We start from the raw sequence: 23,345 nt of genomic DNA, 5'->3' as shown, positions 1-23,345 counted from the left end.
AACCCTATACATAAATTAATCCTTTAACTTATTTACATCAGGGTGAGTTGTTCCGTCGGACACAACTGAACCATCGGGGTAGATAATTTTATAGTTTACTCCGACTTTTTGTTCAGTTGGGGCGATCATTCGGACTACTTTAGAATCATCAACTGTCGGTTCAAATTTTATCTGAATGCTTTTAGCAGGAGATACTATCTTTTTCAGTAAAAAATCATCCTGACCAAATAAATTCAAAGTATCATTCACATTTATATCTTTATTACTATCAATTAAAGGATAGTACACAGGAGATAAAACAAGTTCAGAACCTTCAAACACCTTAAATCGACCATTTTTGGTTGCATTGTCATCAAATGCAATTGTAGCACCAACGGCAGTTCCTGGAACTAAACCCTTCCCGAGGTGGGTAGTATCAACATATTCAATACCCAAATTGAACTCACTCAGTTTCCAGTTGCACTTACCGCCGCCATCTTTTGCTATTTTTGCAATCCATATACCTGATGAGCTCTTTTCCTGAAGAGGTATTTTTATTGGATTGAGCCCCACTTTCTCATAATGCTGGCCATCTCGCATGCTCATCAATTCACGCTTGCACGTCGTTGATACGTATAACACTTCAAGAGGAAAAGGCTTTGTATACGGTGAAGGATTTTTTATCTCAACATTAATCCAACCGGAGTTCGGTGGTGGTGATAATGTTCTGTCAGTTGCCTGAGCACATCCATTTAGCAAAAAAACAGCCTGAATCAAGATGAATAAATTAAATCTCTTATACATTTTCTATGTCCTCTTCTCCATAATGGCCAAATCTTTTTACAGCATCAGAGCCGGATGCGGTTGAGATGGTTGAGTTAAGCGAGTTTTTTAGTAAATCCTCGAGTGAAAGAAATTTTTTATTCCTGTCAAACTCATTCTTAGGAATCTCACCTGAATAGTGATCCATTTGTAATTCAAAGGAAGCGACTTTATCCGCATGTTCAGTGAAGGTCTTTCCATCGCTCAACTCTTTTTCATAAGCTAACCCTAGTAATTTATTATTTACATAGGGCATATATGATGTCAGGAGATGATTTCCAACATTAGCTGGAATACCTCTATTTGGATTCATACCTTCAGGGAAAAATTCTTTAAGATCTTCCTTGGTAAGCGTAGCTTTAAAATCCTTTTGATCTTGCCCGGACTGTTTAGCTTCCTGAAGAGCCAGGGAAGGTACAAGATAGAGCTTAACTTTTTCAGGAAGTCTTGCCTGAATGGTCATGCAATTTCTTGGGTAAGGAAGCTCTATGCTACATTGTTGCCATTTTCTACTTTGAGTAGTGGTTAAAAATGCAACTGTGTTTCCATGGTGCCAAAAGCAGTCCCCCCACTCTACGATTTGCCAGGCGGTAAGCTCAACGACGGACCATAAAAAACCAAGAGTTGTTCCCAATGGGCCCCATAACTTATATAACTGGTTATCCAGATCAGCTTCAGGTGGAACTGATGGTACTGGATCTTGATCGTTTACATGTCGGTAATGGATAATTGTTGATAATGCATCTACAGCATTTTTAGTGAACGTTCTTGGCATGCCATATGTGTAAAGGAGTGGGTTCCTATTTTTTAACCTTGCAGAGTGAATTAATGCCAGCGCTCCTCCTAAACTATGCCCACAAATAAACAAATCTTTACCCGGTATTTTTCTCGTTAGTTCAGTAAGTTGCTTTTCGAATTTTCGTTCTATTAAGGTATAGCCTTCCCAAAAGCCAGTATGCACCTTCCCAACTGGAACTAATGAAGTACATTCAGATTTAATACTGCAACTATCGGACTCTACTGGCCTGAAAGAAGCATCAGTTATCCCATCGGTCAAGCTGGCAGTTCCGCGCCACGCAATGACTATTTTATTATTATTATAGACATAATAAAGTTGTGTATCCCCTTCAGGATCATCAGCTTTTGTCGAATCAATATCTATCGGAAGAAAATATCTATCAGAATACGGCACATCAACGACTAAAGCATTAATAGTCGATTGACCATTCTTTCTGGATGGTATCGTCGATAGGTCCTGACATTTATTAATAAAATACTTCGTTATAATATTTATATCATCATAAGCTAAATCCGAGGCCAATCCTAAATTAATGGCATTTGCCATAGAGTAATCATTCTGGTGATGGAGGACTAATTCCCAAGATCTGAACGGGCAAATTTCGATCACATGGCGCTTTTCAAGTTCATTTGTTCTGACCTTAATGCCCTTAAATGAACTACTGATTGGAAAATGAAATAAGGGTAACTCTTCCCCGTCTCTTAGCTGTAAATCAGGCTTTTCATGACATAACTCACCCACGACGGCATAGTGCCAAACGTAGCCCTCTCCCTCTGCTTTTGGGCGAACAATAGAGTCGTTTATAGGATCTCTACCAACACGAAGAGAACGTTTCTCCATTTCCTTTACCAGATGATTGCCGCCTAAAGTCAGTTTCAGCTCCAGGCCATGTTGCATATCGATTCTGATCAGTCCTTCTGCACTACTTTGACCTGAATAAGTGAACTCTTCTGCAGGACCAGAATCCGGATGTGAGCTTTCTGCATTCCATGGCATATTTGCCACTGGATCGCCCTGTTCATCAACCAGTTGGATTTCTACCCAGTAGTTTTTTTGCTTCCCAGCCATGACATCGGCGTTACTATGGGTTACGGAAGTGACCAGTGAATTCGTTGTCATAAAACTAAACCTCTATCCTTGCACGTGTTTAGTTTACGCCCCTCATAGTTTGACTATATTAGAGCGTAAAATAACGTGATGTATTTAGTTCATACCTTAATCAGATTTCGCTTGATAAATTTCACAGAAATGGCTGAAATAATACCACCACAGCAGAAGCAAAGAACCATGAGGCGTAAAATGAATGAAAAGACCTGTGGTACCTTTTCTTCCCCCTCAAAATGCACCCCATGATAAAACCAAGAAATGTAGAAATCAAAGAGGTATTTCTGCACCGAAGTTACTTTAATAATTAGCACCAATAATATAGCGCCAATAACGAATGAAATAAGCAACCCCAGCGCCACATCATTGCTCTTTCGCTTAGAGATTACAATATAGTAAAACACTAACACAGCCACACAGAAAAGGAATAAAAGGACACCATAAATATTACCATTTTCAAAACAAAATAAATCCATAGTGCTATTAATCACTCCTACCCGGTCAAATCCACCCACAGCAAAAATCATCAAAAGTATATATAACAAAGCTATCACCGAACCTGAACCAGTTATTATTTTATTTTTAATTTTATTTCCCAAAATAACACTTCAGTAGCTTTTTCAAGCGATGTAATTCTGGTATCCGAACCAAATAAACCAGAAACACTCTCTGTTGCACTAGGGAAGTTCACCTGAAGATAAGAAGCCAATGTACCACTACCAGCTAATTTACTTTTATTCCATAAATCGATATAATCCCCAGTTGGAGTCCGTTCATTCCCTCTCAACCAGTAATCCTTAAAAAAGATAATACCGGTCTTCCCCTCGACATTCTCCTTGAAATTTTTCCCGTTCAATTTCACCGGAACAGGACACCCCGCAAAAGGGCGAGTTTTAAGATATCCACTCAACTCTTCAGCCCTGATAGCGTGTATCCCCTTTTTCGTCGTTGGATCAGGTGTCGGGCAATTCCAACAACGGGTTTTGCTGAAAGTTTTCATAAGGATGCCACATTTATAAAGAGCATCACTGACATTTATTGCACAATGATCGGAAAAAACATCTTTTTTACTTGACTGGTCAATATGTTCAATCGTACTGGAAGGATAAGCCGACCATAATTCATCGAATGTAATAACCTTTAATGACACGTTTTTTTGTGAGTTAGACGTACTATTCGTTTTAGCTACAGTTTTGTCGTTAGGCATTATGTTAACTCCTGCTCATTCTTTCAAGCGCATCTTCCCCCCAGAAAATCTCAACAGAAGACTCATCTTTTGTCTCAATTCGTTGGGTTTCTCCTTTATTATCGGTGTAACCAGATACTGATTCACCACTCTCTGCAATAATAAAGTATGCATAACCGGAGACAGGCGCTCCTGTCGACTTATCGATTGCCCTGAATTGTTCATCACTCAACGCATCAGGGAATTCAATTTTCATCTTGCCGGGAGTTGATGAATAAAGCGGGGCGGTTTTTCCTGATGAATCCGATATCCCTTCAAAAATATCTCCCTCTGGCGAGGTAACTTTATATTTAGTGAAAGGCTTAACTTCGCCAGTCTCCGTATCTTTGATAGTGAAGGAGCCCGAATACCCTTTAGGAAAAGTGACAGGCGGTGTATCCAAACTGGCTGGCCCGGTCTGATTCACATTGGCTGCTTTCAGCAAAATGTTACCCGGGCAACCCAGCTCAATATTTCCCCCGCTGAGTTTGATATAAGCGCCACCACAGTTCAGGATCAGCTCTTTACTGGCGTTGACCCTGACACTGCCTTCGCCGCTGTGAATAGTAATATCCTGTTGTGCCTCCGCATTCAGCGAATCTCCCTGCGCCTGGATATCTACTTTCCCAGATCCCGCGTACAGTTGCATTCCTGCAGACTGGGCAAACAGGCTAACCGTTTCGCCCGCCGCAACAGTGAATGATTTACCTGCGCTGATATCGGTATTTTTACCTGACATCAGACCAATACTCTCCCCTCCGGAAGCAAGCCGAACAGTCTGAGGACTGAGAATACCAATACCGGCAGGAGCATGAGCAACAAGCCCCGGCATTTTGAGATACTTCAACGCATCATTCAGTGTTTTCTGCCCATCGATATCTGACTGTGTGGCTTTGGCACCTTTGACTGCCGTCTGTAGGCTTCTGGCCAGCGTCAGCGCCTGCATCAGTTGTTCGATAACGCCGTCCATTTCCAACATTTTGCTGCCGACATCAGGTTGAGCATCAGCCGTAAGCAAAATTCCTCTGCCACCGCGAACGCTTACCCAATCATTCGTGCGTAACTCAGCACCCTCGCCACGCAGCACCCTGGATGCATTAACGTTGTACCCTAAATTAAGCTGTGTCTTGCCCCCATACTCCGTACTGAGCTTGACGTGCTCTTCGCCGCGCTTGTCCTCCATCCGCAGCTTGTTCAGGCCAGCTGTGCGGATAACGTTACGCGTGCTGTTGGCTTCAGTAACGTGGTCGACGTGGCGGGAGTCGTGCATAGCATGGGCAATATACGGACGATCCGGATCGCCCTCATGAAACGCAATGGCCACTTCAGTGCCCTGGATCAGCGGGAAGTGGAAGCCGTATTTGTCCCCACCGTAAGGCCTGGCAAAGCGCACCGGCATACTTTCCATACCCTGACGTTTGTCATCACGGTCCGCGTCGAATTTCACCCGGTACAAGCCCGATGCATCCTGCCAGGCGTAGATATCGTTATCTTTGGCGCTGGTCACGCGCGCCATCAGCGTACCGCTGACCACCGGGCGCTTTTTAGCGGCAGGACGCCAGCAGCGGTTCTCGTAATATGGCATCCCCTCCCACATCACTGTCAGGGCATCTTTACGACTGGCTATATAGCCTGTGCGGGTAATAACTATGCCGTTGTCCGTTTCTGATGGCAGTGTCGGCGGTACCGCCCGTTCACTGATGGTCAGCACCTGAGCCGGAGAAAGCAGGGCATCATTACTGCAGCCGCTGATAGCCGTCTGCCCGGACAGAAAACGCTCATGCTCAAGGCGAGCCCAGAAGTTGCCGGTTTCCGCTGAGGGTGTGATTTTGTCGCCACGTTCAAGGTGACGCGGCAGGTAGTGATAGACATCACCATAGGTGACACCGTCGCCATCACCACGGGTCATGTCCGCCGGCACAGAGGTCAGGACATTCTGGGCTTCACGGTGATTGTAATCGCTGGCGGTGACAGAACGCTCAACCACGTTCTGTCGGACGTTAACCCCCCACACCGAGTCCGCTGCATTGTCACTCATTCCCGATGGACTGCTGAGCGGCAGAGACTTACCGAACGTCCATGCGCTTTGTTTGTCCGCGAAATGCACCACTTCGGTCTGGGTGTCGGGCTGCAGGGTGAAGAAGTAGAAAATCCCCACTTCGGCCAGCAGACGCTCAATAAAAGCGAGATCACTTTCCTTGTACTGGTTAATCTGCTCGCGCTTCGGATAGTCGGCGTTGAGGGTGAACTCATACTCCCAGCCTTTCAGGCCATGCTCCGTGAGCACCTCTGCCACTACTTCCGGGACCGACTTATTGACGAAAAAGCGGTGGGTGCGGAACTGATTACCCAGCAAAGATAAGAACGGTTCAATAATAATCTGGTAAGTCGCCTGGTCATTTGAGCCGCTGATACGCTTAAAATGTGTCACCACACCGTGAACCACTTTGTGCCCCATCAACCCTGTCAGAGGGCCGGTTCCCATTGTCAACGTTGCCGGTTTGCTCAGTAGTTGGGCTGAACTGATTTTCCTGTCGCCGCTGGTGAACAAAATAGTGTAACAATACAGTTCACTCATAAACTCTTTACCACTGAACTCCTCCACATCCAGCAATGCGGTACAGGACGGAATATCCAGACGGTAGCGGTTCAGCCCCCCTTCGGTTAACACAGACAGGGTATTTTTAAGCGTATCTGTCAGACTCATGATATTGACTCCATGGGATAACCTGCTGTCCATAACTTTCCTGCCTACAGGCAAGTAACAGGTTTAAGTACTCAACGAGTACGAAGAAAGTTATTACAATTCCAGCCCCGACAGCGTAACAAGGGCTTTAATCAGTTATACGGTCATTTCAAAATTGTTCATGCCGTATTTGCCATCACCGCTAATAGGGGTTACGTGCTCAACAGACTTGAATGTAAAGCTATCCAAAAAAAACATAAAGATGGCAATAACGAGCGCAATAAAGAAAATTACTTACATCCGATACTGATATTCATCAATTCTTAATCATTTCATCATACGGCCTTAGGATCTCCATATCGTTGGGTCGTATGCTATGAACCACGCCTTTACTCACCTCCAGCGCTGAAACAATACGTCGAGGACGCTCTGCATGCCTTAAAGAGGCAAAGCTAGCCTGAATGAAATACTGGCCATCAGTATTGAACTTATAAAACGATGGTGGAATACAAAGCAATTCATTACTTATCCGTAACTGTGGGCTGAATATTGTTTTTTCATCTTTGGGTTTTGTTCCCCGGGGATTAATAGATATGTACTTTAATACATAGTCATCGCCACCATTGACAGAGAAGCAAACACTCCCATCATTAACAATGATATACCCTTCCTCATCTGGTTTCAGTCTGTCGCCAGGCCCCGGACATCCTGTTAAGGTTTGCAAACATATAACAGCAAGCAGGCTTGCACGCAGAACCCGAAAAATCATCGGAATTACCATGGAAATCCTCTCAACGCATTTTTATATCCTTGTTTAATCACATGCTCAGAAATATCACCATCCAAAGTTATACTATGGTCAATCCTCAGTTTTAACCAGCCATAATACCCTTCACTTTGCAAAGCAAAATTATCTGCAATGATTTGTGCTTGCTGTTCCATTGGATATTCGCTTAACAGTCGTCCATCGAGCGCATACCGATAGCTCACCAACCAGCTTATCAATCCTCTGGCAATGACGTTCATTCCCCGCTCTCTGTGCCAAACATGACTCATTTCGTGAATAAATAAATGCTGTAAAAACGGCAAGCTTTTTGAGAAGTCATCGCGATACCAATACCGGAAATATATTTCACCATTAGGCGTCATTGCTGTATATGCATCCTGCAACCCAAACGGTAGATAGCTACCATGATGAATTTTCACCTTCTCATAATCGATCCTGTTACCGAATACCGTTCTGGCTAAGGCGATTTCCCCGGCGGTCAGTTTTCTGACTGAATCATCGTCCTGCTTCTTGTCGTTCTTCTTTTCATTCTCACTAGCATCATGGATGGACATTCCCTGCCTCCGGATTAGCGTTCAGCCCGCCTGAAAATTCAAGCCCTATCCCTTCTTCCTCACTCCAGCCGAGCGCCAGCGACTGCGGTTTCTGCTTTGCCGCCATATGGGTCAGCAGTTGCTGACTCAGCACCGGCAGAATTTGTTGATTGAGCAGGCTGTCGACGTTGCGTGCGCCGGTGTCCGGCAGCAGGCAGGCGGCGGTCAGGGCGTCATACAGGCTCTCATCAATGTGCGTGGTCAGGCCGTAGTGACGATGTAAGCGCTTGCTGACCTGTGCGAGCTTCATCTCCACGATGGTGCGCATCGCTGTCTCATTCAGCGGTCGGTAGATGACGGTCTGAAAGCGGGCCAGCAGCGCTGGCTGGAAGTGATCGCGCAGAATGGGGCGCAGCAGTTCGTGCAGGTCGCCTTCGGTGGCTTCCGGCTGTTCATCCAGCAGTTGCATCAGATGATCGCTGCCAAGGTTCGATGTCATTAGAATAACCGTGTTGCGGAAGTCGATTTCGCGTCCTTCGCCGTCACGCATAAAGCCGCGGTCGAACACCTGGTAAAACAGGTTCATCACGTCGCGGTGCGCTTTTTCGACTTCATCGAGCAGCACCACGCTGTACGGACGCTTGCGCACCGCTTCGGTCAGGATGCCGCCCTGGCCGTAACCGACGTAGCCCGGCGGTGAGCCCTTCAGCTGGGAAACGGTATGCGGCTCCTGGTACTCCGACAGATTGATGGTGATAAGGGATTTTTCACCGCCGTACAGCACATCGGCCAGGGTGAGTGCGGTTTCTGTTTTCCCGGTGCCGCTCGGGCCAACCAGCAGAAACACGCCCTGCGGGCCGCTCTCGGACGTGAGTCCGGTTTTGGCGGCACGCAGACGCTGGGCGATGGCGTTGAGCGCAACGTCCTGGCCCACGACGCGCTTGCCAATTTCCCTTTCCAGGTTCAGCAGTTCGGTCTGTTCGTCCTTCATAAGTGAGGAGAGCGGCACCCCGGTCCAGTCAGCAATCACGTTGGCCACGGTGCGGGTGTCCACATCCAGCTGAATCAGCGCATTATCCTGCTGGAGGGTATCCAGCTGCGCCTGCAGATTATGGATGTCGGCCTGATTCCCCTTCTCTGAACGGACAGACTGACGGCAGGCCATCAGCCGTTCACTGAGGCCTTTTTCCTCCGTGAAGCGGGTTTCAAGCTGCTCCAGGGCATCGGTTCTCTCCTGGCGCTGCTGTTCGATGACGGCCAGACGGTCACTGTGTGTATTGCCACCGACCGACATATCCTCCAGTAGCGCCTTCTCTTCCAGCTCCAGCGCCGTTAGCTGCGCTTTCAGATGTACCATCGCTTCTGGTAAGGTATCCAGGCTCATACGTACGCGTGCCGCCGCGGTATCGAGCAGGTCGATCGCTTTGTCAGGCAGCTGACGACCGGTCAGGTAACGGCGGGAGAGCGTGACCGCGGCGCGCACGGCAGCGTCAGTGATATGCACGCCATGGTGTTCGGCATAGCGAGATTTCAGGCCCCGGAGCATCAGGCAGGCTGTCTCGTCGTCCGGCTCATCGACTTTCACCATCTGGAAACGACGCTCCAGCGCCGCATCACGCTCAAAATACTGCTTGTACTCGCTCCAGGTGGTCGCGGCGATGGTTCGCAGTTCGCCCCGTGCCAGCGCCGGTTTTAACAGGTTGGCCGCATCCGCGCCGCCCGCCTGGTTGCCGGCACCGATGATGGTGTGGGCTTCGTCGATAAACAGCAGAACCGGCGTCGGCGACTGCTGCACCGCATCGATGACGTTTTTCAGGCGCTGTTCGAACTCTCCTTTCACGCCGGCGCCCGCCTGCAACAGGCCGAGGTCAAGCGTGCGCAGGCTGACGGTTTTCAGCGATTCCGGAACGTTGCCTTCGGCGATACGCAGGGCCAGACCTTCCACCAGGGCAGTTTTACCCACGCCGGGTTCACCGACAAGAATCGGGTTATTTTTACGGCGGCGGGAGAGAATATCGACCATCTGGCGAATTTCCGTATCGCGGCCAAACACCGGGTCGATGTTGCCCTCTTTCGCTTTGGTGGTAACGTCGAGGGTGAATTTATCCAGCGCATTTTGCAGGGCCGGGTTGAGTTCCCCTTCTTTCAGCTCTGCCCCGGCAGGACGGCCGACAAATTCCACCTCGCTGCCGTGATCCTGGGTCAGTTCGGCTTCCAGTTGCAAATCCGGACGCTCATCAGACTGCGCATCAAGCAGCGGCAGCAGCCGGGAGAGCTGGCTCATCCCGAGCGTCAGCAGTGGCCACAGACCATCACAGTGGGCAAGTTTCTGGTTTTCCGTCAGCGCCATCAGCAGGTGAACACTGCGGATACTCTTCTCTCCGGCAAGCGAGGCCAGCATCCAGGCTTCCTGCATCAGTTTCTGGATATCAGCGGATAACTGCGGGCGCCTGCGTACCGAGCGCGGTTGATTATCCAGCCAGCCGAGCAAATCCTGCCACAGCGCATCCATATCCCACTCGTAGCGACGCGCCAGCACCGTCAGGTCACCTTCGCCCTGCTCCAGCAGTTTCAGCAGCCAGTGCTCTGGCTGGATTTCCGCGTGCGCTCGGGTCTGGCAAAGCGAAGCCGCGCCTTCCATCGCACGGGCACAGTAAGGGTTCAGACGTCGCAGCAGGATGGCTGGATTTTCCATGAAGTTCTCTCTTTGTCGGTTCCTGGACACGCTACCGCCCATCGCTGTTTCCCGTGAAGGGGGACCAGAGCGCATACGGTCGGGCTGGCAGTTTTGGGTTTCTTTGCTCAACGCCCGCCCGGGCAGAGGTTCAGCAAAGAACAGCGGAAAGGTCACCCCCTCCGCTTAAGAACGAGGATTACGCGATATATGACGCACTAAGCGATTACGCTAAATAGTTCGCGTCACAGGAAGGCGGCAAGGTCATGAGTCCCCGGGAGCATAGATAACTATGTGACCGGGGCGAATGAATGCAGCCAACGCACCTGTGGCGCGAAATATGACGCGTAATCAGGCGGTGGCGCGTTCGTTCCACGAATCGGAATGAATGATGTTGCCGTCTTTGTAGGTCCAGGTGATTTTTTCGTAACGCAGTTCGATGGCTTCGAGGTGATTATGCTTCTCGAAGGAAGGATCCTTGACGTCGTGCATTTTCGGCGCGACTTTCACCAGCTTGACGTTTTCCAGTTTGGTATTGAAATACTCCACTTCCTGGCCCGCATCGTTGATCTTGTACCACTTGAATTCGGCAGACTTCAGGGTCTGACCGGTGGTCACCGCCTTGTACAGGTACGGGCTGGAGGAGTCGATTTCCTTAGTGAACAGAAACGGGGTGTGAATACGGGTCCCGGTCAGCTTGCCGGTGTTATTGTCGGTCGGGATGTACAGGCAGTGATCCTGTGCAATCACTTCGATGCTGCCTTCACGATCTTTCACATCGACGGAACCTTTAATGTCCGCACCGCCGTCGTCTTTCAGCCAAAGATAAACAGGAATAGCCATGTGTTATTTCTCCATTTCATGGTCGTGCACGCCATCATCCTGCGATGACGCGTTGGTGTTGCCTGGAATTCGACAGGCGTCGGCCTGTGGAACCAGACTGATTTCGACACGGCGGTTGAGCGCGCGGCCTTCCGCAGTGTCATTGGTCGCTGCCGGGCGGCTGTCGCCATAGCCCTGCACCGCAAAACAGCTTTCCGGCACGTCGCCGGTGTCGCGCATCCAGTTACGCACCGATTCGGCACGCTTCAGGGACAGCGTTTGGTTAATCTGCTGGCTGCCAGTGTTATCGGTATGTCCGGACACCACTATCAGCCAGCCCGGCCTGGCTTTTATGCCTACCAGGGATTTCACCAGCACTTTGGTCGAGTCATCTTTCAGATCCGCTTTGCCGGAATCGAACAGCGACATACTGTCGAGGCGAAGGGTTTTCGGACCCTGAATGATTTTCTTAATAACCGGTGGAAGCGGTGGCGGAGGCGCCCAGTCACTGACGGCGGCCTCAACAATAGGTCCCAGGCGCAGCCCCTGATACAGACCCAGGCGATAACGCAGTGGCTCCCCGCGACGCTGCCAGTCGTCCAGCAATGCGCCATCGGCCCGCAGGCGCTGCTGTGCCCGCAGTTTCGGTGCAACAGGCTTACCCGTCAGCTGGTGATACAGCGCAAGATGATCGCCAACATTACGGATGAGGCGCTGGTTGTTCATCCAGGACGCCAGCATCGCCAGCGCGAGGAAAATCCCGCCCAGTAATCCGGCGTAACGCCAGAACACCATTCTGCGGCTCACACCACGTCGGCGCGGTAACGCCGGCAGCAGCAGTTCAGGCAACGGCAGTGGCCCGGTGGTCACAACGGCATCCGGTGGCAGCGCCGTCACCGAGGTGATGTGCTGTTGCCAGAGATTGCCCGCGATACCGCTCACGGGCACCATGCACATGCCCTGCACGCAGGGCTTCATCACCGGCAGCTCGCCCCGCCGTACCGACAACAGGTCATTCACCGCGCTGTTCTGCCAGGCAAGCAGGCTGTCCAGCCACAGGCCTTGACTCAGACGGGAAAGGCGCCCGTCTGAACCGGTCTCCCGGGTCCACTCCGCCAGTGATACATTGCCCTGAGCGGGCTGATAAACCTGAATACCGCTCCGTTGGCTCACCGTGGTAAACCAGACGGGCTCTGCATCCGCACAGGCCACAGGTGGCGATACCCAGGTCACGGTCCACAGCGGAGGGATCGTGCCAAATGCCGCACGGCACTGGACGACAGCACGCTGCCAGCCCCGCAGATACTGGGTAAAATCTTCACCGGATGTGTGCTGCTCAGGCACCACCGCCAGCATGACGGAGATTTGCGACACCAGGGCCGGGCGCACCAGGCTCAGGTGCTGTGCAAAGAGTGGCAGCTGTTCCGCATCCTTCACCCACAGATACCAGCCCTGTCGGGTTTCCCGGTGACGGGATCCGGACACAAACAGCGGGGTGTTGTCACCACAGACGAGGGTAACCGCCCCCTGAAAATATTCCGGCGGCAGGTTTTCATCCACGATTTCCCGGACAGCGGTCGACCGCGCCTGAGAAGCCTGACGCTGACGCCAGAACATCACCCCGGACACCAGGATAACCAGCAGACTGAGTGCCACACGGCTGGTGACTGACAGCGGCCAGAAGCCCAGGATGAGCCACAGCGCCAGTACGGCACCCAGGGCAGTTAACAGACTTCGATACGCATCCCGCATCGCTTACCCCGGCCTGACGGTCTGGCTTACCAGTTCGGTAAGCGAGGACGAGAGGAAGAACCAGAGAGTCGCCAGGGCGACAGCGGCCATAACCCAGGTCAGCCAGTACCAGCGACGCCCACTGCGCAGGCGTGTTGCCCGGGCAACAATGGGGGCGTCCTGTGCCAGCGTGAAGGCCGGCACCCGTTCCGCAAGCGCGCGAACAACATCCTCACGACGCTCATCATCCTGGGCGCGATACTGACCGACAAAACCCAGTTGCAGGGTCCGGTACATGCAGGTCAGGACGGCGGCGTCAGGGGCGGTTTCTTTCAGCAGGTTTCGGATCCGTTCCCATAACTCCTCACCAGCATTCAGGGTGCCAAAGAAGTGTGCCTGCAGCGGGTCACGGCGCCAGGTCAGGTAACCATCATCGGTGGTTCCCCGATTCATCACGCTCTCATCAAGCAGTGCACACAGGGCATACACCATATGATCGCGGCTGATGTCGCTGTAGCCTGCTTCCGAGAGCGCCGCCCTCGCCTCCTGCACCAGACGGCAGGCCCGGCGATAAAGCCCTTCCCCGTCACGGACTTCCTGACCACCCCGCATCTGGCTGGCCATCAGCCAGCCCGGGTAGAAGAGTCGTTCTATCTGGCTGAGTTCGGATTTATTCATGTGCGCAGCACCGCAAAGAGTTCAAGGTTCACATCCCCCAGTGAGCGCGGGGTATAGAAGGTACAGCTGCCCATCTCAAGCATTGCGCGAGCCGACTCAGTACTCAGATCCAGCGAGAAATACTGGTTCTCAAGGCGTAACGGGATAGCGGCCGGAACATGGGCCAGAGGCTTGATAACCATCCCGCTCAGGGCCACATTCACCACATCCGATACATCATCAAAGCTGCCCGCTTTACACAGCTGCGGGAATTTCGTCTGTAGTTCATGGTTCGGCATGGGGGAGCGTACGGAGAGGTAGAAGTCTGCCCCTTCGCGCAGGCGCGCCTCGTGCAGGGTACCTTTCCAGATCTGATCCTGATGTTCCAGATGGATACTCACCACCCGCGACGGCAGGCTCGCTTCCAGCAGCTTATCGAGCAGTGTGAGCAACTGTGGGAATACCCGCTCCGGTGCATCGTGCTGGTAAGCAGGAATATCGCCTGCATCGTGCTCCAGTGAGAAGGTCAGCAGGCTGCCAGCCAGACGGGTCAGTTCGCGGTACAGCAATTCTGGATGGCGGGACGGCGTCTGTAACAGTTCCACCAGCACCGGTTCGGCGCTGTTCAGGGCATTCAGCAGCCAGAACAGGGAGACATCCGCAACCGCAAAGTCGGCCATCCGCTCATTGCTTTCACGGCGCATGGCCATCAGGCGGCGGCGGCGGGCCTGCAAACGGACCAGCAGGTCACCCAGTTCGGTGGCAAGCCACGGACTGGCAGAAACGGACAGCATCGGCGGAATAAAGGCCGGGTCCCGGCTCCACTGCCCTTGCGCATTACGCACCAGGCGAGCCACCGGACAGGTCAGGTATGCCGTATTTTCCTGGCTGGATAAGCGCAGCGTGATGGCATTACGCAGAATAGCCAGCTCCCCACTTTCATGCCCGGCCAGTTCCTGTACCACCACCCGCTCGGCTTTCCAGCGGCGAGGGCGTTCGCTGTCCTGCCCGTTATCCAGATTGCCGCCACTGGCACTCAACAGCGGCAGTGTGGCGACTACCTCAACGGCATCACTTCCGGCCGCGGAAGACAGGTCACAGACTGGCGGAAGCTGGTCCGCCAGGTCCGTATCCACAATCGTGCCATCCTGAAACCGCAGCACCAGTCGGGTCGTATTCAGGCGGGACAGTGCCAGGGCCGCATCATCAAACTCAGCCACCAGCACGCCCCAGGGATGAGAAATACCCATCCGGGCGACCATGTCGGCAACGTGCTCACTCCAGCGGGCCTGCTGTTGAAACTGCTGCGGGGCCAGAGCGGCCCCATCCTCCCAAAGAGGGCGATAAATCTTCATCCCTGATTACCTCTCGCCTTACGCTTTCGCCTTCGGCATCTGGGAAACCAGCGACAGATTGACGTCCATCCCTTCGACCTGGAAGTGCGGCACCGCATACAGCTTCACGCGGAAGAAGCCCGGGTTATCTTCGATATCTTCCACAATCACTTTCGCATCGCGCAGCGGGTGAGAAGCCTGCAGCTCGTCGCCCGGATCGGTCATTTCGGTCACCAGGCCGCGGACCCAGGTGTTGAGCTCCAGCTCCAGCAGACGACGGTCCTTGGTGGTGCCGATGTTTTCACGCTGAATAAGCTTCAGGTAGTGGGCGATTCGTGACAGCAGGAAGATATACGGCAGACGCGCGTTGATGCGGCTGTTGGCCGTCGCATCGGCGGTGTCATACAGCGCCGGTTTCTGGGTAGAGTTCGCTGAGAAGAAGCAGGCGTAGTCGCGGTTTTTGTAGTACGACAGCGGGATGAAGCCGAGGTTGGCGAATTCAAATTCGCGGGTTTCCGGGATCATCACCTCAGACGGGATCTTTACCTGATTACCGGTACCCAGATCGTACAGATGGATGGGCAGGTCCTGAACGGCACCACCGGCCTGCGGGCCACGGATTTGCACGCACCAGCCGTTGTTGATGAAGCTTTTCACCATGTTGGCCGCAAAGGCAAACGAGGCATGGGTCCAGAGGTATTTGTCGTGATCCGGCCCCTTCACTTCTTCAATGTAATTAAAGCTGCGCACCGGCACGGTATCCGGGCCATACGGCAGGCGACCCAGTACGCGTGGCATGACCAGACCGATATAGCGGGAGTCATCCGTCTCGCGGAAGGATTTCCATTTAATATACTCAGCACGGTCAAAGTAGTTGCCAATATCCTTGATGGCGGCAACCTGTTCCATGTTGTCTTTTAAAAAGAATTTCGGTCCCGCCGAGCCAATAAAGGGCATGTGGGCAGCCGCGGACACTTTTGATATGTTTCGCAGCAGCGCCACGTCCTGCGCAGAGGCATCAAACTCGTAGGCGGAAATGAGTGCGGCAATCGGCTCGCCACCCGGAGAATCGTATTCTGCGGTATACGTGTGCTGATACAATCCGCTTTGAATAATTTCCGGCGCGTCTTCAAAATCCTGACGCAAATCCTCTTTTGACAGGTCGAGCAGCTCGATTTTGACGTTCTGACGGAAGTCTGTTTTGTCGACTAAAGATTTCAGTCCACGCCAGGTGCTTTCTGTTTTCTGAAATTCCTCATGATGCATGACGGCATCCAGCTGGCGGCTAATCTGGTAATCGAGCTCAGCGATATGGTGGTCAATCAGAGACCTGTCCAGCTTCTCGACTTTTGCACCCGATTTAGTCAGGCATTCCAGAAAGACCTGCATACCGGCGGTTAGCCGCTCGTCAGCCGTGGCATCGGACATCGCCTGGCTATCCTGCCAGATATCCAGCGCGCTCAGCGTTGATACCGGGCTCAGGTTAATTTTTTCAAACAGGGAGGCATACACACCCCCGACTTCCGGACGTTCCAGCACGATGCTTTCGCCACCCGCAGCATTCTCATTTTTTACAGACATCAGCATTTCCTTCATTAATCCGTTAAGTATCGTGACCGTTATGGCTGTTTCGGTGCCAGAGCAGACAGCTCGGCTCTGAGTTCAGCGCTGAGCGTCGGATCGAGCAGAATTTTTTCCAGCTCTTTGCGGAATGTCGCGTTGTCCAGCAGGTTAGCCTTCAGGTCGCGCAGCAGATTACGCATGGCGAGCATGGCCTTGAGCTGGGGGATTTGACGGGCAATCTGCTCAGGTTCAAAGTCTTTCATTTCACTGAAGGAAAGGCTGACGTTTTCTTCACTGCCGTCACCCGCCAGGGTGTTTTTTACGGAAAGGTTTACTGAGGGAGAGTATTCAGATAACACGTTATCGAAGTTATTTTTATTGATGCTGACAGTCTCACGCTCAGACACCGGGCGCTGCTCGGCACCATTGCTGTAATCCCCCACCACCATAAGCTTGAGGGGCAATTCGACTTTTTTCTGAGCGCCGCCCGTGTGCAGGCTTAACTGGATATTAACGCGGGCTTTGGGGATCTCGGACTGATAGGAGTTAGACATGACTATCCCTGTTCTATGGAGTTATAGAAACGGTCAATGCCAGTGAGAAATAATAAGAAAGACTTACCCGGCCAGAATACCCTCCACGATCACGTCATCCGACGTGAATCAAAACCCTGGAGTTAAAAGCAAGCACAATCCATTCACCAGCAGGCTGACACTGTATTTTGGGTATTTATCTGAAAGCGAATAATTTCGGATAATAACCTATAGACGCGAGTGTAAGAATGTTAACCAGGGCAGTGGAAATGAAAATATGTAACAAAATATTACACACACTGCGTTTAGCAAGCAAAGATCATCTGTTTGATTTATAAGAATTTTCCTAGCATAAGCCCTTTAATCCTTATGGAATAAGGATGTACGGTAAATGCTCAATTTAACTTAATGTTAAAAGCCGTACAAAAAATCATCGCCTGCATGAATAATCTGATTTTAATTTTTATTAAAAAATCTTGATCAGCTCACTACCGGGCAAGAGGAATGTTCATAAGAGTCTTCAAAGTAAAATTTTTGTTATTCACTTAAATACTGCACCCGTTGATTCCAACCCCAAAGATACGGTTTTTTAGGCTGCTGCGGCTCAACGAGTATCTGTACATCGGGACGGAAAAATGGTGAATTATTGCAAGGCTATCCCAGGTCTCTAACCTGTTCACGTCCTCGCCAATTTTGCCGATCGGCAGATGTGGCGCAGGCGGTCACCTATTTGCTCTCAGCCCAGGCAAAACATATTACGGGCATTACACTACCTGTTGATGGCGGGCGCGCCCCGTAAGCGCCAGGCTAAACACCGCCCGCGCGGCGCGTTGCTTTTTCTGTCAGCCAGAAGAGAGCCAGCCCGGCCATAAGAACTGACTTGAACAGGGGAAAACTGAATGATGAGTTTACAACAGTCGCTGGCTGCGTTGCCCGCCGGAAAGGTCGTTACGGTCGATGTGTTTGCTGCCGGACCTCATGGGGGAAACCCGGCACCAGTCGTCTTAAATGCCAGCGCGATGAGCGACGAGGATATGCAGGCTGTCGCTCGCCAAACCGGTCATGAAAGCGGTTTTGTTAAAGCGGCACCGGCGGGCAGCGATTATGATTTTTCGCTGCATTTCTGGGTTCCCAATCATGAAATGGAGATGTGCGGGCACGTGACCGTCGGAACGGTGTGGCTGATGACCAGTCTGGGGATATTAACGCGGGATAAAGCGACTATTCTTACGCGCAGTGGCAAGGTTTATGCCCGCATCGTGCGCAGTGCCATTGCAGATAAGTTCAGGGTTGAGATCACCCAACCCGCGGGGCAGATTTCAGCTATACCCCGTAGCGAAGAATTACAGCCAGAAATTCTGTCTCTGCTCGGCATCAAACCCGATCAGCTGGCAGATGTACCTGTCATCAACGCCTGCACCAGCCGGATTAAAACGCTTGTGCCACTCAAAGACAGTCAGACTTTACATAATTTACAGCCAAATTTTAGCCTTATTGCCGAACTCTGTCAGCATCTTGATTCAACCGGCCTGTACCCTTACGCCCCCGACAGGGACAATCCGGGCAGGTTCTTTGCTCGTCAGTTTCCCAAATCCTCAGGCTACCAGGAAGATGCCGCGACCGGGATTGCCGCTGCGGCACTGGCATTTGGCCTGCGCCACGGCGGGCAGATAGACCCTCAGCAGCAGCAGGTGATTATCTGTCAGGGACAGGCGATGGGCCGCCCGTCGCAGATAGAGGTGACCTTCCGCTTTAATTCACGGGGCGAAGCCGAAGGCTGCTGGTTAGGTGGAGATGTGCGCTATAGCGAAGAGCATTCAGGGTAAAAAGGATTATGCTTAAGTATTCCCTCAATATCGGAGTCTTCTATGTCTATGGATCCGCAGGTCAAACGGGTACTGGCTGAAATGGCTAAGGCCGACGGCCCTTCAATTGATGAACTGACGCCGGCGGAAATGCGTCTTTTTTATGCCACGGTCGGTGAACAGCTGGGTGGCGAGGCCCGGAATATGGCCGAGGTAAAAAACCTCTCTGCCCCGGGCCCAGCCGGAGCCATTCCGCTTCGTCTTTACAGACCGCTGGGCCTGGATAGCACGCCTCAACCCGGATTAATTTATCTGCACGGCGGGGGTTGGGTTATTGGTAGCCTGGATACTCACGACAAGGTATGCCGCCGACTGGCCGAGACATGCGGCTGCATCATCGTCGCGGTAGATTATCGGTTAGCGCCCGAGCATCCCTTTCCTGCCGGGCCTGAAGACGTCATTGCCTCCAGCCGCTGGATCCTGCAAAACGCCGAAACACTGGGCCTGGACCCCGCCCGTATCGGTATCGCCGGTGACAGCGCTGGCGGTAGCCTCTCTGCCGTAGCCTGTCTGGCCAATCGTGAGATGTCAGGGCCAGGGCTATGCTGTCAGGTGCTGATTTATCCCAGTACCGATAACAGTGCTGAGGGCGAGCAACGTTTATCACGTTTAGAGCAGGCACAAACGCCTCCTTTAAATGCGAACGCGATGCAGAAAATGGTCAAAAGCTATCTGCCTGTCGCCGCCGACGCTAATGACTGGCAGGCTTCCCCGCTGCTGGCTAACGATCACTTGGGCCTTCCGCCTGCCCTGGTGATCACCGGTGGCTTTGACCCACTGCGCGACGAAGGCATTGCCTATGCGCACAGCCTGATTAATGCCGGGGTTGAGGTGCTGCATCGACATTATGCGGGCCAGGTTCATGGTTTTATCGAGATGGGCGGTGCCCTCGATGCGGTAGGGGATGCGATGCAGGTTATCGCCGCCTGGTTTTCCAGATGCCATGGCGATAAACAATCAACACCATCCGGAAAGGGATAGTCTAACTGAAATAATGACAGCCCTGCCGCACCCATAACAACTGTCAGGACAGGGGCCAGCCCTTATACAGACAAGGCCCCTGTCCTGATGCCCGGCTAGCTGACCACCTCCACGACTATAAATTCCTCCACCACCCGTTCCATAGCCACCGCATAATCACCCGACCCTTCAAAAAACGCCTGATGTTCTTTTCTCCACGGCCATTTCCGGGGTATCGCCAAATGCCCATGCGCTGGCTCCCGGGTATTTTTGCCTCAATTTTTCAACGTCCGTCATTATCACGCCTCAACATAGCGAAATCCCCGAGTCAGTCAGGCAGGATTTTAATATTCCAAAGGCTCTCAGAGCCTGTTTTTCATTCACACAGGCATAGCCGAGCAGCAGGCCGCGCTCGTGCTGAAGCTGCATATAGTACTGGGAAAGGGGCCGCACCTTGACGCCCCGCCGCAGGGCCAGCGCCGCGATAGCCACATCGTCGCTGCCCTGGGGTAACCTGATGACCAGGTGCAGCCCGGCGTCATGATCGCATGATGCCAGAAAGCGATCGCCGAGATATTGCCCGATCAGTCGGCAGAGAAAACGGCGGCGCTGCTGATAGAGCAGCCGCACGCGGCGAATATGCGCCGCGTAATGTCCCTCTTCAATGAATTCTGCCAGCGCCCGCTGCACCAGCAGGTGGCCGCCGCGATAAAGCTCCGAGGCCGCTACCCGCAGCGGGGCGATCAGCGCTTTAGGCACCACCATGTAGCCAATGCGCAGTGCCGGATAGAGCGTTTTGCTGAAGGTGCCCATGTAGATCACCGGCGCATCCGCCTTAAGGCCCTGCAACGAAGGATAAGGCTGCCCGGAAAAGCGGAATTCGCTGTCGTAATCATCTTCCACTATCCAGCTATTGTGCCGCTTAGCCAGCGCCAGCAACTGCAGCCTTCTTTCCGGGCTGAGATGCACCCCCAGCGGATACTGGTGAGAAGGGGTAACGAATATCATTCTGGGCGTCGGCGTGCCAGCGGGTAAGTCAACCACCAGCCCCTGATCATCCACCGGCACCGGGTGGATTTTTAAATCGTTTATCCGCAGCAGATTGCGCGTTCCCCAATATCCCGGCTCCTCAATCCATACCCAGTCGCCCCGATCGCACAGTACGCGGGAAACCAGATCGACCGCCTGATGTATGCCCTCCGTTATCAGGATTTGGTCGGCGTCGGCCTTGACTGAACGGGCAATGCGCAGGTAACCGGCCAGCGCCTGCCGCAGATCCGGGCAGCCGCCGTCGCTGCTGTAGATGAGCCGGTCAACGCTGGGCTGGCGGTTTAGCCGCGCCTGGATCTGGCTGAAAAGCTTGTGAGGGAATGCCGTAACGTCCGGCGCGCCGGGGACGAATGCCCCCCACTGATGCGGGGAAGCGGTGGCATGGCCGATAAGGCTGGCACCTCGCTTTGACAGCCTCGAGAGCGGGTTGGCGTTAGCCGTGACAGCGGTAAGGGTCTCGCCACTTTGCAGGCAGCTCTCCGGCAGCGTGGCGGCAATCCACGTCCCGCTGCCCGTGCGGGCTGTGACATACCCCTGAGAGGTCAGACTTTCATAGACGAAAATCACGGTATTACGCGATACCCCCAGTTCCCGCGCCATGTCACGCGTAGCGGGCAGGCGGCTTTCAAGGGGGAAGACCCCTTCCAGAATAGCGGCCTGCAGGCACTTAAGCAGCCGCTGCTGGAGTGTTCCTTCCTGCATAAGCTGCAGGCGTTCAGATATGTGATCCGCGTATAGCGTACGCAATTGGCTCTACTCCTTCGTGCTGAAATGGCTCTGGTATCAGGTGGCAACTCACCCGTAAATAGACCTGTTATTTACGTTTTGTAAACACATTATCGCGAGGACGTACGATGAGCGTTAAAAAAAATAGTATGCAGCAGAGAAAAGAGCAGGCAATCCCGCGTGGTGTCGGCGTCCTCTGTGACTGGTATGTCCAGCGCGCTGAAAACGCCACCCTGTGGGACGATACCGGACGGGCGTGGATCGATTTTGCGGGCGGCATCGCGGTTCTGAATACCGGACATCGTCATCCGCATGTTGAAGACGCGATTGCGCGTCAGCTACAGCTTTTTACCCATACCGCCTTCCAGATCACCCCCTATCAGAGCTACGTTGAGCTGGCCGAGCGCATTAACCGCGCCGTGCCAATCGCGGGGCCAGCCAAAACGGCGTTTTTTACCACCGGCGCTGAGGCCGTGGAAAACGCCGTGAAGATAGCCCGCTCCCACACTAAACGACACGGCATTATCACCTTTGGCGGCGGCTTTCATGGCCGCACCTTTATGACCATGGCGATGACCGGAAAAGTCGCGCCCTATAAGCGCGATTTCGGCCCGATGCCCGCCTCGGTGTGGCATGGCCGCTATCCCAGCGCGGCGCATGGCATTAGCGTGGACGATGCTCTCAACAGCCTGCACGACATTTTTAGTCAGGATATCGCGCCGGAAGACGTGGCGGCTATCGTGCTGGAACCGGTCCAGGGTGAAGGCGGCTTTCGCATCGCCCCTACGGAGTTTTTACTTCGCCTGCGCGAGCTGGCGGACAGGCACGGCATTTTGCTGATTGCCGATGAGGTGCAGAGCGGCTTTGGCCGTACGGGCAGGCTGTTTGCGATGGAGCATCATCCGGTAAAAGCCGATTTGATCACCATGGCGAAAAGCCTGGCGGGCGGGATGCCGCTTTCAGCGGTGTCGGGTCGTGCAGAGGTGATGGACAGCCCCACGCCGGGCGGGCTGGGCGGCACCTATGCCGGTCATCCGCTGGCCGTTGCCGCCGCACACGCGGTACTCGACGTTATCGAAAAGGAGCAGCTCTGTGAGCGGGCACAGGATCTCGGCGCCCGGCTGATGACGTTCCTGCATCAGGCGCAGAAGTCCGACTGTGGAATCAGCGACGTCAGAGGGATCGGTTCGATGGTGGCCGTGGAGTTTTACCATGCGGACGCGGCGAAGGCGGTGCAGCAGCAGGCCATGGATCAGGGCCTGCTGCTGCTGACCTGTGGCCCGGCTGGCAATGTGATCCGCTTCCTTTACCCACTGACCATCCCCGACGAACAGTTTACCCAGGCGCTGGCGATCCTGTCCCAGGTGCTGGGGATGCATACCGCTGACAGCGCAAGCCCTGCCGTCACGGCCTGATACCGGGTCCGCCGTGCGGACCCCCTTACCCATCAAACAGGGTCTGCCGCTGCGGCAGGCTCTGGATGTACCGGAGGAAA

At 52.9% G+C, this 23,345-nt stretch carries 18 protein-coding genes; 3 read left to right on the top strand and 15 right to left on the bottom strand.

Annotated features, from left to right (window positions below):
- Window positions 1-15 precede the first annotated feature (15 nt).
- From A1830_RS08865 to tssB, 14 genes are all read right to left on the bottom strand, one after another.
- A complete protein-coding gene (locus A1830_RS08865) occupies window positions 16-783 on the bottom strand; it encodes a hypothetical protein (RefSeq protein ID WP_067704779.1) in 768 nt (255 codons plus the stop codon).
- Window positions 776-2,719 carry a lipase family protein gene (locus A1830_RS08860; protein WP_067704776.1) on the bottom strand — a complete coding sequence of 648 codons (1,944 nt, stop codon included), beginning with the start codon at window positions 2,717-2,719 and terminating at the stop codon, window positions 776-778. The genes A1830_RS08865 and A1830_RS08860 overlap by 8 nt, the downstream gene beginning before the upstream one ends.
- An 89-nt stretch (window positions 2,720-2,808) precedes the next feature.
- The gene (locus A1830_RS08855; RefSeq protein ID WP_156484973.1) at window positions 2,809-3,303 is read right to left on the bottom strand and encodes a hypothetical protein; all 495 of its coding nucleotides are present in this window, start codon (window positions 3,301-3,303) and stop codon (window positions 2,809-2,811) included.
- Entirely contained in the window at window positions 3,276-3,911 is a 636-nt protein-coding gene (locus tag A1830_RS08850) for a T6SS effector amidase Tae4 family protein (protein WP_067704770.1), read from the bottom strand. The genes A1830_RS08855 and A1830_RS08850 overlap by 28 nt, the downstream gene beginning before the upstream one ends.
- 4 nt (window positions 3,912-3,915) lie before the next feature.
- A complete protein-coding gene (locus tag A1830_RS08845) occupies window positions 3,916-6,636 on the bottom strand; it encodes a type VI secretion system Vgr family protein (RefSeq protein WP_067704768.1) in 2,721 nt (906 codons plus the stop codon).
- 295 nt (window positions 6,637-6,931) lie between these two features.
- Window positions 6,932-7,396 carry a putative T6SS immunity periplasmic lipoprotein gene (locus A1830_RS08840; RefSeq protein WP_082804130.1) on the bottom strand — a complete coding sequence of 155 codons (465 nt, stop codon included), beginning with the start codon at window positions 7,394-7,396 and terminating at the stop codon, window positions 6,932-6,934.
- Window positions 7,390-7,956 carry a type IV secretion protein Rhs gene (locus A1830_RS08835; protein WP_067704764.1) on the bottom strand — a complete coding sequence of 189 codons (567 nt, stop codon included), beginning with the start codon at window positions 7,954-7,956 and terminating at the stop codon, window positions 7,390-7,392. Before A1830_RS08835 ends, A1830_RS08840 begins: the two co-directional genes overlap by 7 nt.
- The gene (tssH, locus tag A1830_RS08830; RefSeq protein ID WP_067704762.1) at window positions 7,943-10,630 is read right to left on the bottom strand and encodes a type VI secretion system ATPase TssH; all 2,688 of its coding nucleotides are present in this window, start codon (window positions 10,628-10,630) and stop codon (window positions 7,943-7,945) included. The genes A1830_RS08835 and tssH overlap by 14 nt, the downstream gene beginning before the upstream one ends.
- Window positions 10,631-10,960: 330 nt before the next feature.
- A complete protein-coding gene (locus A1830_RS08825; RefSeq protein WP_067704760.1) occupies window positions 10,961-11,452 on the bottom strand; it encodes an Hcp family type VI secretion system effector in 492 nt (163 codons plus the stop codon).
- Window positions 11,453-11,455: 3 nt separating this feature from the next.
- On the bottom strand, window positions 11,456-13,183 hold the full coding sequence (locus A1830_RS08820) for an OmpA family protein (RefSeq protein WP_197473313.1): 1,728 nt from the start codon (window positions 13,181-13,183) through the stop codon (window positions 11,456-11,458).
- Between the two features lie 3 nt (window positions 13,184-13,186).
- Window positions 13,187-13,840 carry a type VI secretion system protein TssL, short form gene (tssL, locus tag A1830_RS08815; protein ID WP_067704757.1) on the bottom strand — a complete coding sequence of 218 codons (654 nt, stop codon included), beginning with the start codon at window positions 13,838-13,840 and terminating at the stop codon, window positions 13,187-13,189.
- Entirely contained in the window at window positions 13,837-15,174 is a 1,338-nt protein-coding gene (gene tssK, locus A1830_RS08810) for a type VI secretion system baseplate subunit TssK (protein WP_067704755.1), read from the bottom strand. Before tssK ends, tssL begins: the two co-directional genes overlap by 4 nt.
- 18 nt (window positions 15,175-15,192) lie before the next feature.
- Window positions 15,193-16,740, bottom strand: coding sequence for a type VI secretion system contractile sheath large subunit (gene tssC / locus A1830_RS08805; RefSeq protein WP_067704753.1), 1,548 nt, complete (start codon window positions 16,738-16,740; stop codon window positions 15,193-15,195).
- A 32-nt stretch (window positions 16,741-16,772) separates the two neighbouring features.
- Window positions 16,773-17,270 (bottom strand): type VI secretion system contractile sheath small subunit, encoded by a 498-nt coding sequence (gene tssB, locus A1830_RS08800; RefSeq protein WP_067704751.1) that lies wholly within the window; start codon window positions 17,268-17,270, stop codon window positions 16,773-16,775.
- An 878-nt stretch (window positions 17,271-18,148) separates the two neighbouring features.
- On the opposite strand from tssB, the gene A1830_RS08795 reads away from it, so the two are divergent.
- Together A1830_RS08795 and A1830_RS08790 are read left to right on the top strand one after the other, a co-directional pair.
- Window positions 18,149-19,075 carry a PhzF family phenazine biosynthesis protein gene (locus A1830_RS08795; protein ID WP_197473312.1) on the top strand — a complete coding sequence of 309 codons (927 nt, stop codon included), beginning with the start codon at window positions 18,149-18,151 and terminating at the stop codon, window positions 19,073-19,075.
- Between the two features lie 42 nt (window positions 19,076-19,117).
- Window positions 19,118-20,095: an alpha/beta hydrolase gene (locus A1830_RS08790; RefSeq protein ID WP_067704748.1), complete on the top strand. Its 978-nt coding sequence runs from the start codon at window positions 19,118-19,120 to the stop codon at window positions 20,093-20,095.
- A 285-nt stretch (window positions 20,096-20,380) separates the two neighbouring features.
- On the opposite strand, the gene A1830_RS08785 is transcribed toward A1830_RS08790, so the two are convergent.
- Entirely contained in the window at window positions 20,381-21,871 is a 1,491-nt protein-coding gene (locus A1830_RS08785; protein ID WP_197473311.1) for a MocR-like pyridoxine biosynthesis transcription factor PdxR, read from the bottom strand.
- Between the two features lie 107 nt (window positions 21,872-21,978).
- On the opposite strand from A1830_RS08785, the gene gabT reads away from it, so the two are divergent.
- Window positions 21,979-23,265 (top strand): 4-aminobutyrate--2-oxoglutarate transaminase, encoded by a 1,287-nt coding sequence (gene gabT / locus A1830_RS08780; RefSeq protein WP_067704744.1) that lies wholly within the window; start codon window positions 21,979-21,981, stop codon window positions 23,263-23,265.
- Window positions 23,266-23,345: the final 80 nt, after the last annotated feature.

The sequence above is a fragment of the Erwinia sp. ErVv1 genome, from assembly GCF_900068895.1.
Taxonomy (GTDB): Bacteria; Pseudomonadota; Gammaproteobacteria; order Enterobacterales; family Enterobacteriaceae; genus Erwinia.
This window is presented reverse-complemented; position numbering and strand designations above follow the sequence as displayed.